Origin of the sequence: Streptococcus parauberis NCFD 2020, from assembly GCF_000187935.1 — a bacterium.
Classification (GTDB): Bacteria; Bacillota; Bacilli; order Lactobacillales; family Streptococcaceae; genus Streptococcus; species Streptococcus parauberis.
The window spans coordinates 1,701,448-1,717,196 of sequence record NZ_AEUT02000001.1 but is presented as its reverse complement, the minus strand read 5'-3'; the positions used below and the strand labels follow the sequence as shown (position 1 = coordinate 1,717,196).

Genomic DNA, 15,749 nt, shown 5'->3' with positions numbered 1-15,749 from the left:
AGGAATAATATGAAAACCACATTTTATTTTATACGTCACGCTGAACCTAATTACAATAATCATGATGATATTTTAAGAGAATTAACTGAAAAAGGGATAGATTCAAGCAAAAAATTAGTTAATTTGTTTTCATCCATAGCGATAGACAAGTTTTATTCCAGTCCTTACAAACGTTCGATAGATACTATCAAACCATTAGCAGATAGCAAGAATAAACAAATTACAATTATTGATGAATTAAGAGAGCGAAAACTTTCTGAAGGATGGATTGATAATTTTAATGAAGTGGCACGAAAACAATGGGAAGACTTTAATTATAAGTTGCCAAATGGTGAAAGTCTAAAAGAAGTTCAAGAAAGAAATATTCTTGCTGTAAATACCATTTTAGAAACTTCTAGAAATGAAACAGTTGTAATAGGGACACATGGAACAGCCTTATCAACAATAATTAATTATTATCAAGAAGACTTTAAGTATGAAATGTTTAATAAATATAAACATGAGTTTCCATGGATTGTCAAATTTGAGTTCAATGAGAGTCGAAAGAAAAATATAGAAATCATCATATAATAAAGAGAGGTACTCAAATGTCAATAGAACTAGTCGAAGTGAATCTTCAATCTAATCAAGATATTATTGATTGTGCTTATGAACTGATAAAGAGCTTTTGGAAGACACATAGCAACTATATTCAAACTGATGAAGAGAGTAAGCAAGACTTCAAGGAATGGCAAAGTGAGGGTAATCTTTTCTATATAGTTAAATTTCAAAACCACTATATTGGTTTCGCAAGATTAGGAAATAGAGGTGCTAAAATTGATTGGTTAGAAGATTTATTTATAGATGAGCAATTTCAAAATAGAGGACTAGGAACACAAGTCATTAATATACTAGAAAATAAAGTAAAACAATATTCGGAATCTTTGTATCTAGAAGTGGCTTCAAGAAATTTGAAAGCAATGAAATTATATAGAGAGTTAGGCTTTGATTGTCTAAACTCAATTACTATTCGTAAAGATTTTCAAAAAGAAAATTTTGAAGTAATTGAACGTCAGAAAATTTCAGATTTTCAATTTGACATCAAAAAATATAATAAATAATTTCGGGGACAAATGATGGGACAAATCCTCATGAGACAAGCAAAAAAGCCTTTAAACAAAGGCTTTTTTATGTATAGTATGATGCCCCCTACAGGGCTCGAACCTGTGACCCATAGATTAAGAGTCTACTGCTCTACCAACTGAGCTAAGGAGGCGTAAAAAAAGAATGCTGTATTGGCACCGGTGGTCCACGTTTTGTATTGATCCCGCACGATATAAGCAGGTGGGTAACGCGTCCTCTCTTGGAAGTTGCTTCCGCGTGAAACGGCTTGCAGACTAGAGAGAAACTTTGTTTCCCGAAATACAAAGAAATAGTCGGTCAACACTTATATGTGGACTCGTATGCCACAGCAATTTTTCTTTATATATATGATACCACTTTTTGAGAATTTTTCAAGACTTTAGGGGAGTTTTTTGGAAACGGTTGCTTGCTTTCACATCTTTTCAATTGTCAGAAAGTTTGTCAATCCTTTCTTTATTGGCTCCGAGGGCCCTCTCATACTTACCAGTTTCATTTGGGTCAAAATAGTTTTTATTTTTAATCTTATCTGGCAAGTATTGTTGCTTAACCCATTTCTCGGGATAGGCATGGGGATAGAGGTAATCTTGGGCGTTGCCAAGTTCTTTGCTGCCAGAATAGTGGCCATCGCGCAGATGCCTTGGAATTGGCAGGTTACCTGATTTCCGAAGGTCGCTAAGTGCAGCATCCATGGCCGCATAGGCCGAATTAGATTTGGGTGATAAGGCCAAGTCAATAACCACATTAGCGATCAGTATGCGTGCTTCTGGGAAGCCGATTTTCTGCGCAGCATCGAGTGCTGTGACGGTGTGAATTTGAGCCTCAGGATTGGCCAAGCCGATATCCTCATAAGCGATGACGGTCAAGCGGCGAGCCAAAGAAGGTAGGTCCCCGGCCTCAACTAAACGTGCGGCGTAATGGAGGCTGGCGTTGACATCAGAACCCCGAATCGATTTTTGCAGAGCAGACAGGACATCGTAGTGACCGTCCCCATTTTTATCCATGGTAATATAGCTTCGCTGCAAGCTATTTTCAACCGTATCCAGCGTCACATGACGACTTCCGTCCTTGTTAGGATGGGTGGACATAATGGCCAAGTCTAAGGAATTATAGGCAGACCGTAAATCGCCATTGGTGGCTGTTGTGATGAAGTCCAAGGCATCCTCGTCTAGTTTGACCTCAAACTCGAAACCTCGCTCATGATCGCTGATAGCAGCTTGAACAGCCTCTTTGACATCTTGATTGGAAAGTGGCTCTAGCTCGAAAATTTGAACCCTGCTGCGGATGGCAGGTGTGACTGAGAAGAATGGATTTTCAGTGGTGGCCCCAATCATGATAATGTTGCCATTTTCCAATAGTGGTAGTAAGAAATCTTGCTTGGTTTTATCTAGTCTGTGAATTTCATCAAGCAAAAGAACCAGTCCGCCGGAGAACTTAGCTTCTTCGGCGATTTCTTGGAGCCGTTTTTTGGTGTCAACCGTCGCATTAAAGGTGCGAAAGGCATACTTAGTTGTGCCAGCAATGGCACTGGCTATGGAGGTTTTACCAATTCCCGGAGGTCCAAAGAGAATCATTGAAGATAACATGTTGGCATCAACCATGCGGCGGATGATTTTGCCTTCGCCGACTAGGTGCTTTTGTCCAATGACTTCGGAAATCGTTCGTGGACGCAACCGTAAGGCTAAATTATCAGGCATCAGTTTCCTCCAATTCTTTTGTGAATAGTAAGTCGTCGTGTGGAACACCATTAATGATCAGGTGTCCTTTGAGTTGGGCTTCCAGTTTAAAGCCCCTTTTTTGATAGAGTTTGATGGCAGAGCCATTGCCGCCCGTCACATGCATAGTGATTTTTTTGTAGCCAAGAGCTAGGGCGATGGGAAAGAAGTTAGACAGCATGGCTTGGCCGATTCCCTGCCCTTGATTTTGGCTAGCAATGGCTAGCCAAAAAGTTACAACGTGAGTTCCTTGCTCAAAAGGATACATGGGATTAAAAAAGAGACAGCCTAAAATAGTCCCAGTTTCTTCCGCAACCAGTATCCCAGAACGAGCTTCTTTGCTGCGTTCAAGATCTTTAGCTGTGGTGGCACGATCATAAACGGGCGAATTATAAGGGTTCCAAACCGAATTCTTGATTGCTATGACTTGCTGGGAGTCTTTTTCTTCTATTGACCGTATCAGCATGCGTTCTCCTTTGAAATATTATTCTTTCATTGTATCAAAAAATAAGCTTTCTTTCATTGAATTGCATATTCAGATAGTTAAGTGCAAGAATTAGGCAACAAAAAAACCATAACCGAAGTTATGGTTAAAATTATTATGCTAATTTTGTGATGTTTGATGCTTGAGGACCACGTTGTCCGTCAGTAACATCAAATTCAACTTTTTGACCTTCGTCTAATGATTTGTAACCATCAGATTGAATTTCAGAGAAGTGAGCGAAAACGTCTGAACCGTTTTCTTGTGTGATAAAGCCGAAGCCTTTTTCTGCGTTAAACCATTTTACTGTTCCTTGAGCCATGTTATATGTACCTCTTTTATATTATTTTGTAAAAAACTTATTAAGAGGAAAACATAAGATAAACTAACACTTTGACTCAAAAAACTTATTTACATTCCCTACTTTAACAGTATAAGTTGGAGAAGTCAATAGCAAAACTCATTTTTTTATTTTTATTAGCAGAAACATTTGCGAATAAGATTGATTCCAGCCCATACCTAGGCTCTTTAAGCAAATAAAATAAAAAATAAAATAAATTTTTAAAAAAGATCATGATTTTTGTTAAAAATGCTTGAAATGAAGATTATCTCAATAATTGGGATAATTACGATCTTCAACTGCAATGCTACGATAAAGGTCTTATAGAATTAAGACTATTTAATGAGGATGGGAGAAGTTTATCTATTTAATTATAAAAAGAAAAAAATCTTCATTATGGCGAGCAGTTTCTATTTTTATCTGAAATTAGTGATAAGATTAAAATAGATCAAAATAGGCTTTAGCCTCTATTAAGTCAGCACCAGTTAAATCAATGAGGTAATTCCCACGTATTAGTTATGTTGAGTACATTTGTATATAAGCATTGCTAGGATTTTTTCTAAGCAATTCAAAGAACTTTATATTAGCAGTTCTACTCTCTGATAAAACATAGTTATGACTTAAAATTTCGACACAAATATATTGTTCCTAAAGTGATTAATATTATTTTTACAATTAATTCAATCCATAATAAATTAATGATTATATAAACGATAAGATGAGTAAAAAAAGCACAAAGAATTATTAAGATTTCAACCATAAAATTTATATTAACCTTTAAAAGTAATATAATTGATATTGTTTTCAGTTAACACTTGAGATATATTGTCCTGAATTTTTTGAAAATTTTCGTAGTTTTCTACTATTTCTTTTAAATTTGATTGATTCATTATTTTGCCTCATTTATTTTGAAAAATTTATCTCTTTAATTATTAGTTATAGATTCTACATTAGTAACACACTATTTGTTGCTTACTTAAATATAGCTCGTTGTATGCTTTTATAGAATTTTTAGCCTTTTTTCGATAATAGGCTTTCTTATTATTTATGTAAATAGCCAAGAACTACAATTCTAGACTCTTCATATGAAATAATAAACAAACTATAGCACAGAATATTTTATTATTCAAACCTTAATGTGGAAATTAACTCAAATGATTTTCCATCAAATTTTGAATATGGACTTTATAAGGTTTTGTTATCAACAAGGATAAGAATTGATGAAGTCTATGTACTTGAACGGTCTGACCTTGGCCTAATTAATGGTACAATAAAGATTGATAAGACTTACAGTAAAACTATTAAGTAATTAAGAACTACTAAGTCAACATCTGATATACATATATTTCATTTCATGCTCACACATGCTAGCTTATTTTTATTGCTTGTATTAGCTAAAAAGAATTGCAATATCGGCTAGGTCATGCTAATATATCGATGACATTAGATACATATGTTCACTTATCCAAGGACAAGGAAAAAGAAGCGGTATTCTATTTTGAAAAGGCAATAAATAGTATTTAGTACGAAAAAAGGTACACAAAAAAATATAACGTCAACTACTAAGGTCTTAGAAACCCTTATATATCAACATTTAGAAAGACTAGGTAACAACATTATGGCTAAATTTGGCTTTTTATCAGTTTTAGAAGAAGAAATGGATAAGCATTTTCAATTTGATTATGCCATGGATTGGGACAAGAAAAATCATGCAGTGGAAGTGACTTTTGTTTTGGAGGCTCAAAACTCTGCGGAAGTGGAAACGATTGACGACCGAGGGGAAGTCACTCAAGAAGATATTGTCTTTGAAGATTATGTGATTTTCTATAATCCAGAGAAAAGCTCTTTTGATAAGGATGACTATTTGGTGGCCATTCCTTACGAACCAAAAAAAGGTTTGACTCGTGAATTTTTGGCTTACTTTGCCCAATTTTTGAATGATGTGGCAACTGAAGGTCTATCTGATTTAATGGACTTCCTTGAAGATGACAGTAAAATTGACTTTGGTTTGGAGTGGAATCAAGAACTTTTCGAAGAAGGACAAAAAGGATTGGAAGAAACAGAATTCTTCGCTTATCCAAGATATTAATAGAGGACAAGATTAATGAATGCATGGCAAGAATTGACAGTGACCGTCCATCGTGACGCTGAAGAGGCTGTCTCAAATATCTTAATTGAAGCTGGTAGCCAGGGTGTAGCCATTAGTGACACAGCTGACTACCTAGGGCAAGAGGATCGTTTTGGTGAGCTCTATCCTGAGATTGAGCAATCCGAGATGGTTGAAATTACGGGTTATTTTCCGGATACCATGGGCATTGACCAAGTCAGACAAGTGATTGACCAAGGGATTAAAGCCTTGGAAGGAACAGGTCTGGCAGTTGGTCATGTCGCTGTCGCTTCCAAAGAATTGGCAGAAGAAGATTGGGCTGACAACTGGAAGAAATATTACCAGCCAGCCCGAATCACCCATGACTTGACCATTGTCCCATCATGGACTGATTATGAATCAAGACCAGAAGAAAAAGTCATCAAACTTGATCCTGGCATGGCTTTTGGAACCGGGACACACCCAACGACCAAAATGAGCCTATTTGCTTTAGAACAAGTACTTCGTGGTGGTGAAATAGTCATTGACGTGGGAACTGGTTCTGGCGTCCTTTCCATTGCTAGCTCACTACTCGGTGCAAAGGATATTTATGCTTACGACCTCGATGATGTAGCTGTTCGTGTGGCCCAAGAAAATATCGACCTCAATCCAAGCACAGAAAATATTCATGTAGCAGCAGGTGATCTTCTTCGTGGAGTGGACATTCAAGCAGAGGTTATTGTCGCCAACATCCTTGCTGATATCTTAATCCACTTAACAGAAGATGCTTACAGATTAGTTAAGGATGAAGGTTATTTAATTATGTCAGGAATTATTTCTGAGAAATGGCCAATGGTTAAAGAAGCAGCAGAAGACGCCGGTTTCTTCCTTGAAACTCACATGATTCAAGGGGAGTGGAATGCCTGTATCTTCAAGAAAACAGATGATATGTCAGGAGTGATCGGCGGCTAATGCAACAGTACTTTATATCAGGCGCAGCTCAGCCACTTGTTACTATCACAGATAAAGACACGATTAAGCACATGTTTCAGGTTATGCGCCTGGGCGATGGCGACCAAGTCGTACTAGTCTTTGATGATGGGATTAAATATTTGGCTAAGGTGGTAGATGGCGCCGCTTATCAATTAGAAATTGTTCAAGACTTGGGCGAGAATCTGGAGTTACCCGTGCAAGTAACCATAGCCAGTGGCTTTCCGAAGGGGGACAAGCTAGACTTTATCACGCAAAAAGTGACAGAATTAGGGGCAGAAGCTCTTTGGGCCTATCCGGCCGACTGGTCAGTGGTTAAGTGGGACGGCAAGAAGTTAGCTAAAAAAGAAGAAAAATTAGCAAAAATTGCCTTGGGCGCCGCTGAACAAAGCAAACGCAACAAGGTGCCAGAAATCAAACTTTTTGAGAAAAAGGCAGATTTTATCGGCCAATTAGCTGAATTTGATAAAATCCTCATCGCCTATGAAGAGTCAGCCAAAGAGGGTGAAAAGAGTGCTTTGGCGCGTGCGTTGGCGACTTGTCAAACAGGTCAAAAAGTTCTCTTCATCTTCGGACCAGAAGGTGGCATTTCACCAAAAGAAATTGAAATTTTTGAAGAAGCGGGTGGCTTCAAAATTGGCCTCGGACCACGTATCATGCGTACCGAGACCGCACCACTTTATGCCCTCAGTGCAGTTAGTTATGCTTTGGAGATGAATAATTAAAACAAGTAGTTAAATGACTGCTTGTTTTTTTATAAATTAAGTATTGACTTAATTCAGGAAATGTTTTATAGTTTAGTTAAGTAATTGCTTAATAAAAATAAAGTGGTGATTTATGAAAAAGATATTTTCCAATAGATTATTTATGGCGACCTTTGTGTCGGACTTGATTTCCAATTTTGGAGATATTGTCTATTATCTAGCATTGATGAACTATGTTCTAATCTTACCTAATGGAAAAACAGCCATAGCCCTAGTGACTATTTCTGAGACATTCCCATTTTTAACTAATATTGTAATGGGGATACTTGGAGATAGAACAAAAAATAAAGTTGATACTATTTTAGGAACTCTATTTTTCAGAGTATTATTATATGGCATTATTGGTCTGGTTATGGGATTTAAGCCTACCTTATGGATTCTTGTTATTGCTGTTATCATTAATGTTCTTTCAGACCTAGCTGGTCAATATGAAAATGCACTGTTTAAGCCTGTAACGCTGAGAATTATTAAGGAAGAAGATAGAGAAAAGTTTTTAGGTTTTCGACAAGGAACGATGACTGGTTTCCAAATGGGTTTTATGGCCAGTGGTGCTATTTTATTAATGATTTTTAACTTTCAACAATTGGCATTTGTTAATGCTTTAACTTTTTTGATGAGTTCCATAATCATTTTATCCATTCGAAAAGGTTTAAAGAAAAAAGTAGTAGATGCATCCATTCATATAAATGAGAGTGAAAAGAGTGACCCTTTTATAAAAGAAATAAAAAAATCTTTATACACCGCATATGAGTCCCTGTCAAAAGTCCCAGTCTTAAAATCTTCCATTATCATAGTCGCTGGTCTCAATGCTATTTTAGCTGTAGAGGATGCTATTCTATTATTAATTTTTAAAGAAAATCCTAATTTTGGCTTTGGCTCACTTGCGGCTACAATTGCAATTTTAGGTTTAGTTTCTAGTATTGGAATGATATTAGGTAGTTTTCTGCTTACTAGGGATCAGTTTACAATTACAATTGAACAGTCGCTTTTAGGATCAACACTTGCTGTTGTAACTTTGTTTCTTGGTATATTTCTTCAGAATGTTTATACAATGATGTTTGCAATAGGGCTATTATCCATCAGTATAGGGATCATCAATCCAAAAGTAGAGGTGCTAATTATGAAAACCATGCCAGAGAATCAATTAGCAACTATTACATCAGGAATCTCTACTTTTTGTACCTTTAGTATGGTTATTAGTAAAGCACTTGTTTCAGCCCTGGTACTTTTTCTTTCGGCGAAAATGTTGGGGTTACTTTTCCTCTTGCTTTCTTTAATACTCTTAGGTTACACTATTAAAAAGTACTATTTTTAGAAAAGTGGAGCAACCTATTTTATGGATTACCAGTATTCAGAACAAGCTAGTTCAGTCGTGGAATACTTCTTCATGCCTTTATTCATATCTTTTGGCGACAAAGAGGACGCAATGGAATTCACTGCCAAAGAAAAAGAAAATTTTAAAGACTATTTTGAAGTCATAGAGGACATTAAATTAAAATTAGCACCATTTAAAGAAGAAGCACGTCATTATTATTTATTTGGGTATAGTATTAGTCTTTTACACGCTGTATATTATGATGCAGAAGAAAATGGTGTTCGATGTGAAACTGTTAAAGATGTTCATGATTATGCGTTAAGTTTATCTAAAGAAAAAATTCGGAAATGCATTGCCTATCTGCTCATAAATCATAAAAAAGACAATCAAAAAGATTTTTGGACATTGCTAGAAGAGTCGACTATAAAAGCTGAAACTAAGTGGTATTTTAGTCAGTTTTATAGAAATCCACAAGAAAGTATGAAGCAGTTGGTGGATTTATCAATTCAACTAAACAAGATTTATCGACCTTATTTTGAAAAAGGATTAACTATACGGCAATCATATGCTAAACAGTTTAGTTTAGAAAAATTTATTCAAAAATTGCCAGCAAATATTGGTGAAAATCTTCTATCTGAAGAATTTGAACGTCATATCTATATCCTCAGCCCTTGGCTTATCAGGCTTTCGATGATTGATTTTAGCATTAAGGATAAATTTAGACTTGGTTTGATAATAACGTGTCATATTGAAAACTTCTTCCACTCCGAGGATGATTTAGATGATGAAGACTTTTCAATTGTATTAAAACTTCTGAGTGATACTAGTCGTTATCAGGTATTGCTGGAAGTTTTAAAACCCAATTTTAAAAGTAAAGATATTGCTAAGCAACTAAATATTACTGCGGCTGCAGTCTCTTTCCATACTCAAAAATTAGTCAATGCTCAAATTCTGCAATTTAATACAGAGGATGAGGATGGAAAATATAACTTAAATAAAAAACTCTTAAATAATGTTCTTGAAAAAATGGTTGAGGACTTCAAATTAAATGAAAAATAAAAATGAATTCCTGAAAGGGGATTCATTTTCTTCTTGACAGGTTAGCTTAAAATGTCTATTCTATTTAAAAAAGAAGCTTTAAAGGAGAAATCGTGGTTACAATTAAAGATGTGGCAAGGTTAGCAGGGGTTTCTCCCTCTACTGCCTCGCGAGCAATGCATGATAATGATATGATTAGTCAAGCAACCAAGGACCGAGTTAAAAAGGTTATGGAAGAATTGGACTATTCGCCTAATTATTCTGCTCAAAATTTGGTCAAACGCCGAAATAATACGGTAGGGATTATTTTACCAATTAGGGAAAGTCATGAAACAATAGGTGACAACCCATTCTTTATGCAAATTATTCAAGGTATTTCAGGGATTTGCACTGACAAGCAACAGATGGTGGCTTTAGCTACTGGACGTACAGAGCAAGAATTACTTGCTAATATAACGACCATGATTCGTAGTGGAAATATCTCTAAGTTTATTTTTCTATATTCTAAAGCTGAAGATCCAGTCTACAATTTTGTCACTCGAGAAAAAGTTGACTGCGTCGTTGTCGGTCGTTCATTTACGGAAGAAGAGAGCGAAAATTCACAGTACATCGATAATGATAACAGACAAGCTGGGTATGACGCTAGTAAGTATATACTTGATAAAGGCTTCAGCAAAGTTACCTATATCTATAACGATATGGATGAAATGGTTCAAGCAGAGCGTTATATCGGCTTTGCCAATGCTATGAAAGAAATAGGGCAAAAAGCTAATAGTTTTAACATTTCTTTGGCTGATTGTTTAAAATTGCAGAGCTACTTGCTAGAAAATCCAACTCAAGCTTTCGTCAGTTGTGATGATATTATGGCCATTAAACTGCAAAAATTGCTCCGAGATATCGGTCAGGGGGCTGACCAGAAAGCAATTATCAGCTTTAATAATTCAATTATTGCGCAAATCGCAAATCCTTCATTAACTTCTGTAGAGATTTTTCCTTACAAGCTAGGTGAAGCAGCAGCAGAAGCAATACTAGCAGAAAATCAAAGCAAAAACGAGCTAGTTATCATTCCTCATCAAATTATTGAACGGTCATCAACACAAGAGTCCTAATGCAGATTAGGCTCTTTTTTGACAAATTTTAAGAAAACGCTTTACAAATTAATAGTGAGGGGGTATAATAAAAAAAGAAAACGCAAACGTTTGCGTAAAACGTTTGCGTAATACCTTAATGGGATGGTTTGTAGAAATAAGAGGAGATAATGATGAAATCACAGATTAAACAATTTTTTAGTTTCGAATTTTGGCAAAAATTTGGAAAATGTTTGATGGTTGTTATCGCAGTTATGCCTGCGGCAGGTTTGATGGTTAGTATTGGGAATTCAATTCCAATGATTAATCCTAATTTAGCAATCCTAGTAACTATTGGACACGTTGTTGCTGAACTTGGTTGGGCAGTTATTGGTAACTTGCATTTACTATTTGCACTTGCAATTGGTGGGTCATGGGCGAAAGAACGTGCTGGTGGTGCCTTCGCAGCCGGCTTAGCTTTTGTTTTAATTAATCGTTTAACAGGTGCTATCTATAATGTAAATTCAGCTATGCTTGCTGATCCTGAAGCAAAAATTAAGAGTCTTTTGGGAACTGAAATAGTTGTTAAAAACTACTTTACAAGTGTTTTGGAATCACCAGCTCTTAATACTGGGGTTTTCGTAGGGATCATCGCCGGTTTTGTTGGTGCAACAGCTTTTAACAAATATTATAACTATCGTAAACTTCCTGAAGTTTTAACTTTCTTCAATGGCAAACGTTTTGTTCCTTTTGTTGTTATCTTACGTTCAACTCTTGTTGCTTTAGTCTTAGCTCTTATCTGGCCAGTTATTCAAGCTGGAATCAATGGTTTTGGAATGTGGATTGCTTCCTCACAAGACACTGCTCCAGTTCTAGCACCATTTATCTACGGAACAATGGAACGTCTCTTGTTACCATTTGGCTTGCACCATATGCTAACAATTCCAATGAACTATACTGCTCTTGGTGGTACATATGAAGTAATGACAGGTTCTGGTGCAGGTACGAAAGTATTTGGTCAAGATCCGCTTTGGCTTGCATGGGTAACTGACTTGGTTGGTCTTAAAGGTTCTGGCAATACTGAAGCTTATAAACATTTAATGACAACTGTTACACCAGCTCGTTTTAAAGTTGGTCAAATGATTGGAGCAACTGGTACATTGATGGGTATTGCATTTGCAATGTACCGCAATGTTGATGAAGATAAAAAAACGAAATATAAAATGATGTTCATTTCTGCTGCGGCAGCCGTATTCTTAACTGGGGTTACAGAACCACTTGAGTATATGTTTATGTTTGCTGCTATGCCATTGTACATCGTTTATGCAGTAGTTCAAGGTGCTTCATTTGCCATGGCTGACTTGATTAATCTTCGTGTTCACTCATTTGGTAATATTGAGTTGCTAACACGTACGCCAATGGCTATTAAAGCAGGTCTTGGCATGGATTTATTTAACTTTGTTTGGGTTTCTATTCTCTTTGCTGTAATTATGTACTTCATAGCTGATTTCATGATTAAGAAAATGAACCTAGCGACAGCTGGCCGTTTAGGCAACTATGATGCTGATATGTTAGAAGATGCTTCACCTGAGGAATCAGGTAAGGTAGCAGATGCCAACTCACAAATTGTTCAAATTATTAATTTATTAGGTGGCCGTGATAACATTGCTGATGTTGATGCTTGTATGACGCGACTACGTGTTTCAGTTAAAAAAACTGAAAAAGTTGGGTCTGAAGATTTGTGGAAAAAAGCTGGTGCTATGGGTCTGATTGTTAAAGGCAATGGTGTTCAAGCAGTTTATGGACCAAAAGCTGATATCTTAAAATCTGATATTCAAGATTTATTAGATTCAGGTGCTACAATTCCAGCGTCAAACTTCTCCGAAAAAGAAACTGTTAAAGAAGTAACAAGTTTTAAAGGATTGACTGAAGAAATAATGACTGTCGCTGATGGCCAAGTAATACCAATTACGGAAGTTAATGACCAAGTTTTTGCAGGTAAAATGATGGGTGACGGTTTTGCTGTTGAACCTGAAAGAGGAGAAATCTATGCACCAGTTTCAGGTCTTATAACTAGTGTATTCCCAACCAAACATGCTTTTGGACTATTGACAGATAATGGTCTAGAAGTACTTGTCCATGTTGGTCTTGATACAGTTGCATTGAATGGGGTACCTTTCTCTGCAAAAATTAAAGAAGGACAAAAAGTTCAAGCAGGTGACTTACTAGTTGTAGCTGATTTAGCTGCCATCAAATCGGCTGACCGTGAAACGACAATTATTGTTGCCTTTACTAATCAAGCTGATATTGAGTCTGTTGAATTAGTGGCACAAGGAAAACAAGTCGCAAAAACTGTCGTTGCTAAAGTAATGTTATAAAATAAGAGAGAGTGGCGTATACAATTGGTCACTCTTCTTGTGCTTATGAAGGAGATGAGATAATGGCAAAATGCTTAACTTTAAATACCCATTCATGGATGGAAGTAAATGCTTTGAAGAAATTAGTTGATCTTGCAGAGCATATCATGGCAGAAAAGTATGATATTATCTGTCTTCAGGAGATTAACCAATTGATTGAGAGTGAGGTTGCAAGTGAGCTCTTCAATTATCAACAGGTACCAGGAACGCCTTCAATTCATAAGGATAATTTTGCTTTGCTTTTAGTTAATTATCTAAGAAAGCACGGCCATGATTATTTTTGGTCATGGGCTTATAATCACATTGGTTATGGGATTTACAATGAAGGCGTAGCAATTCTATCAAAGGAACCACTGAAAGTTTCGGATGTCCTAATTTCGAAGGCTGATGATGAGACGGATTTTCATACGCGTCGTGCGTTGGTTGGAAAGACGAAATTAGATGGTCGTGAGGTTACGGTTGTTAGTCTGCATATGTCTTGGTATGGGAAGGGCTTTGAACGTGAGTGGAAGACGCTGGAGTCTCATCTTTTAAAATCTGTTGATGGGCCTTTGATGTTAATGGGTGATTTTAATAATCCGACGGACTTGGAAGGTTATCAAATCATCGCGAGCAGTCCCTTAGGTTTACAAGATAGCCATAAGGTTGCCCAGTTTGTTTTTGGGGATCACAGTATAATGCAAGACATCGATGGATGGGAAGGCAATCAGCATGCTTATAAAGTAGACCACATTTTTACAAGTCAGGACTTTGAGATTTCATCTTCAGAAATTACTTTTGAAGGTGGTTATGCCCCTATCGTTAGTGACCATTTTGGACTTGAAATAACAATTAGATAAATAGAAAAAGACTAGGAATCAACTTCCTAGTCTTTTATTAATTTGGTGAGAACTTGAAATTTGGCTTCGTCGATGGATAATTCCGATGAAAGGATTTGTTCATTGAATAAGTCGAGGAAGTCCTTATCATTCCACCATTTTTTTAAGGCATCTTGACCAAAATCATTGGACTTTGTTCGACTTGCATGACGTTTGACAGTTTCTTCAAAGGATAAATCATAGTAATAAGCTTGGCAGTCATTTTGATAGTTGTCAAGAAGATGATCCCAGATGGGTTGATACCAGTCTTTTCTAAGAATTCCTTCAATGATAATAAAGTTAAATTTAGTATAGCTAAAATCAATTAGATGAATAAGTAGCGTAATCGTTGGAGTGTCAAAGCCATCATGAGCGCCTAATAAGTCTCTCCTAATAATATCTTGAGACAAGATAATGCACTTTTCAGGAAATTGACTTTGAACGGCTTTGGCAAGACTAGTTTTACCACTGGCTGAATTGCCTCGGATAATGATTATTTTTGCCATTACTGTCCTCCAAACTAGTCAATCATATCACTCAATAAATATGCATCCACCAGTTTTTCTGTTGCTTCTACGGAATCAATGTGGGTACGTTCGTAGGAGTGGCTTGATTCGATACCTGCCCCAAGGAGGGCATGGCGAACTTCAGCACCAGAACGCATAGCTGCTGAGGCATCAGAACCATAATATGGATAGATATCAAGTTTGTAAGGGATATTATTTTCTTGGCATAGGGCAACCATTTGTTGACGCAATTCATAATGGTAAGGTCCTGAAGCGTCTTTAACACAGATGGATACAGTATACTCATCTGTTGTTTGATCGTCTCCCATAGCTCCCATATCAACTGCTAAGTATTCGACTGCTTCTGATGGAAGGCTTGAATTAGCACCGTGTCCGACTTCTTCAAAGGCTGAGAAGTAAAAGTGTGTTGTGTAAGGAAGTGTAATATCTTCTTGTTTATATTTTTTGAGTAGTTCAATCAGGATGGCTGCAGATACTTTGTCATCTAAGTGACGTGATTTAATAAAGCCGTTATCTGTTACAATGACACGTGGGTCAAAGGAAATAAAGTCTCCGACTTCGATGCCAAGTGCGCGTGTTTCGTCGGCAGTTTGAACCTTTTCATCTAAACGAACTTCCATGTTAGATTGATTACGTTCAGCAGTTCCAGCATCTTTATAAACATGAACTGAAGTTTGATGGATTAAAATTGTTCCTGAAATTTCTTTGTCATTGTGAGCAAGGTGAACGGTACAGTTTTCGCCTTCGATGGCATTATAAACAAAACCACCAACTAAATCCATTTTTAAACGACCATCAGGTTTAATGGCACGAACCATTGCTCCTAGAGTATCAAGGTGGGCAGTAACCACACGGTGTTTTTGATCGTTATCTCCTTTTACAGAGACCATTAAGCCACCTTTGTTAGTGCGAATGACTTCATAGCCAAAGGAAGAAATCTCTGTAGCAACATAATCCATAATACGTCTAGTGAATCCTGTTGGCGAAGGAATTTGAGTTAGTGTCGTAATGTAATCAACTGTCGTTTTCATAA

At 36.6% G+C, this 15,749-nt stretch carries 15 protein-coding genes, 1 tRNA gene, 1 other RNA gene and 1 pseudogene; 11 read left to right on the top strand and 7 right to left on the bottom strand.

Annotation, left to right across the window (positions count from 1 at the left end):
* The first annotated feature begins 9 nt into the window (after positions 1–9).
* Together SPB_RS08575 and SPB_RS08570 are read left to right on the top strand one after the other, a co-directional pair.
* A complete protein-coding gene (locus SPB_RS08575) occupies positions 10–570 on the top strand; it encodes a histidine phosphatase family protein (RefSeq protein WP_003103057.1) in 561 nt (186 codons plus the stop codon).
* Positions 571–587: 17 nt separating this feature from the next.
* Positions 588–1,100 carry a GNAT family N-acetyltransferase gene (locus SPB_RS08570; RefSeq protein ID WP_003104330.1) on the top strand — a complete coding sequence of 171 codons (513 nt, stop codon included), beginning with the start codon at positions 588–590 and terminating at the stop codon, positions 1,098–1,100.
* 82 nt (positions 1,101–1,182) lie between these two features.
* On the opposite strand, the gene SPB_RS08565 is transcribed toward SPB_RS08570, so the two are convergent.
* The 5 genes from SPB_RS08565 to SPB_RS08550 all read right to left on the bottom strand — a co-directional run bounded on the left by SPB_RS08565 (position 1,183) and on the right by SPB_RS08550 (position 3,637).
* A tRNA-Lys gene (locus SPB_RS08565) sits at positions 1,183–1,255 on the bottom strand.
* Positions 1,256–1,262: 7 nt separating this feature from the next.
* Positions 1,263–1,457: non-coding RNA, 6S RNA (ssrS, locus tag SPB_RS11115), on the bottom strand.
* 87 nt (positions 1,458–1,544) lie between these two features.
* Positions 1,545–2,816, bottom strand: coding sequence for a replication-associated recombination protein A (locus SPB_RS08560; protein ID WP_003104925.1), 1,272 nt, complete (start codon positions 2,814–2,816; stop codon positions 1,545–1,547).
* Positions 2,809–3,300: a GNAT family N-acetyltransferase gene (locus tag SPB_RS08555; RefSeq protein ID WP_003102522.1), complete on the bottom strand. Its 492-nt coding sequence runs from the start codon at positions 3,298–3,300 to the stop codon at positions 2,809–2,811. Before SPB_RS08555 ends, SPB_RS08560 begins: the two co-directional genes overlap by 8 nt.
* 133 nt (positions 3,301–3,433) lie before the next feature.
* Positions 3,434–3,637 (bottom strand): cold-shock protein, encoded by a 204-nt coding sequence (locus SPB_RS08550; protein ID WP_003105608.1) that lies wholly within the window; start codon positions 3,635–3,637, stop codon positions 3,434–3,436.
* 1,189 nt (positions 3,638–4,826) lie between these two features.
* Here SPB_RS08550 and SPB_RS11540 point away from each other — a divergent pair.
* The 9 genes and pseudogenes from SPB_RS11540 to SPB_RS08510 form a co-directional block, all read left to right on the top strand.
* Positions 4,827–5,179: pseudogene (locus tag SPB_RS11540) on the top strand (site-specific integrase); the annotation flags it as partial.
* Positions 5,180–5,273: 94 nt separating this feature from the next.
* Entirely contained in the window at positions 5,274–5,744 is a 471-nt protein-coding gene (locus tag SPB_RS08545; protein ID WP_003104309.1) for a DUF3013 family protein, read from the top strand.
* A 15-nt stretch (positions 5,745–5,759) separates the two neighbouring features.
* The gene (gene prmA / locus SPB_RS08540; protein WP_003104145.1) at positions 5,760–6,713 is read left to right on the top strand and encodes a 50S ribosomal protein L11 methyltransferase; all 954 of its coding nucleotides are present in this window, start codon (positions 5,760–5,762) and stop codon (positions 6,711–6,713) included.
* The gene (locus tag SPB_RS08535) at positions 6,713–7,456 is read left to right on the top strand and encodes a 16S rRNA (uracil(1498)-N(3))-methyltransferase (protein WP_003103185.1); all 744 of its coding nucleotides are present in this window, start codon (positions 6,713–6,715) and stop codon (positions 7,454–7,456) included. The genes prmA and SPB_RS08535 overlap by 1 nt, the downstream gene beginning before the upstream one ends.
* A 112-nt stretch (positions 7,457–7,568) precedes the next feature.
* On the top strand, positions 7,569–8,810 hold the full coding sequence (locus SPB_RS08530) for an MFS transporter (RefSeq protein WP_003105891.1): 1,242 nt from the start codon (positions 7,569–7,571) through the stop codon (positions 8,808–8,810).
* A gap of 21 nt (positions 8,811–8,831) precedes the next feature.
* A complete protein-coding gene (locus SPB_RS08525) occupies positions 8,832–9,869 on the top strand; it encodes an ArsR/SmtB family transcription factor (protein ID WP_003104872.1) in 1,038 nt (345 codons plus the stop codon).
* A gap of 92 nt (positions 9,870–9,961) precedes the next feature.
* Positions 9,962–10,957, top strand: a complete 996-nt coding sequence (locus SPB_RS08520; protein WP_003105073.1) for a LacI family DNA-binding transcriptional regulator — start codon at positions 9,962–9,964, stop codon at positions 10,955–10,957.
* A 152-nt stretch (positions 10,958–11,109) separates the two neighbouring features.
* Entirely contained in the window at positions 11,110–13,293 is a 2,184-nt protein-coding gene (locus SPB_RS08515) for a PTS transporter subunit IIBC (RefSeq protein WP_003104703.1), read from the top strand.
* 62 nt (positions 13,294–13,355) lie between these two features.
* Positions 13,356–14,171: an endonuclease/exonuclease/phosphatase family protein gene (locus SPB_RS08510; protein WP_003103668.1), complete on the top strand. Its 816-nt coding sequence runs from the start codon at positions 13,356–13,358 to the stop codon at positions 14,169–14,171.
* A gap of 26 nt (positions 14,172–14,197) precedes the next feature.
* Here SPB_RS08510 and SPB_RS08505 read toward each other — a convergent pair whose 3' ends face one another.
* On the bottom strand, positions 14,198–14,695 hold the full coding sequence (locus tag SPB_RS08505) for an AAA family ATPase (RefSeq protein WP_003105046.1): 498 nt from the start codon (positions 14,693–14,695) through the stop codon (positions 14,198–14,200).
* A 14-nt stretch (positions 14,696–14,709) separates the two neighbouring features.
* Complete coding sequence (locus SPB_RS08500; protein ID WP_003105531.1) at positions 14,710–15,747, bottom strand: M42 family metallopeptidase; 1,038 nt, start codon at positions 15,745–15,747, stop codon at positions 14,710–14,712.
* Between the last annotated feature and the right edge of the window lie 2 nt (positions 15,748–15,749).

Coding starts and splice junctions, on each gene's coding strand:
- SPB_RS08575 (WP_003103057.1), top strand. CDS start 10: ATGAAAACCACATTTTATTTTATACGTCACGCTGAACCTAATTACAAT.
- SPB_RS08530 (WP_003105891.1), top strand. CDS start 7,569: ATGAAAAAGATATTTTCCAATAGATTATTTATGGCGACCTTTGTGTCG.
- SPB_RS08545 (WP_003104309.1), top strand. CDS start 5,274: ATGGCTAAATTTGGCTTTTTATCAGTTTTAGAAGAAGAAATGGATAAG.
- SPB_RS08560 (WP_003104925.1), bottom strand. CDS start 2,816: ATGCCTGATAATTTAGCCTTACGGTTGCGTCCACGAACGATTTCCGAA.
- prmA (WP_003104145.1), top strand. CDS start 5,760: ATGAATGCATGGCAAGAATTGACAGTGACCGTCCATCGTGACGCTGAA.
- SPB_RS08570 (WP_003104330.1), top strand. CDS start 588: ATGTCAATAGAACTAGTCGAAGTGAATCTTCAATCTAATCAAGATATT.
- SPB_RS08515 (WP_003104703.1), top strand. CDS start 11,110: ATGAAATCACAGATTAAACAATTTTTTAGTTTCGAATTTTGGCAAAAA.
- SPB_RS08500 (WP_003105531.1), bottom strand. CDS start 15,747: ATGAAAACGACAGTTGATTACATTACGACACTAACTCAAATTCCTTCG.
- SPB_RS08555 (WP_003102522.1), bottom strand. CDS start 3,300: ATGCTGATACGGTCAATAGAAGAAAAAGACTCCCAGCAAGTCATAGCA.
- SPB_RS08510 (WP_003103668.1), top strand. CDS start 13,356: ATGGCAAAATGCTTAACTTTAAATACCCATTCATGGATGGAAGTAAAT.
- SPB_RS08550 (WP_003105608.1), bottom strand. CDS start 3,637: ATGGCTCAAGGAACAGTAAAATGGTTTAACGCAGAAAAAGGCTTCGGC.
- SPB_RS08525 (WP_003104872.1), top strand. CDS start 8,832: ATGGATTACCAGTATTCAGAACAAGCTAGTTCAGTCGTGGAATACTTC.
- SPB_RS08505 (WP_003105046.1), bottom strand. CDS start 14,695: ATGGCAAAAATAATCATTATCCGAGGCAATTCAGCCAGTGGTAAAACT.
- SPB_RS08535 (WP_003103185.1), top strand. CDS start 6,713: ATGCAACAGTACTTTATATCAGGCGCAGCTCAGCCACTTGTTACTATC.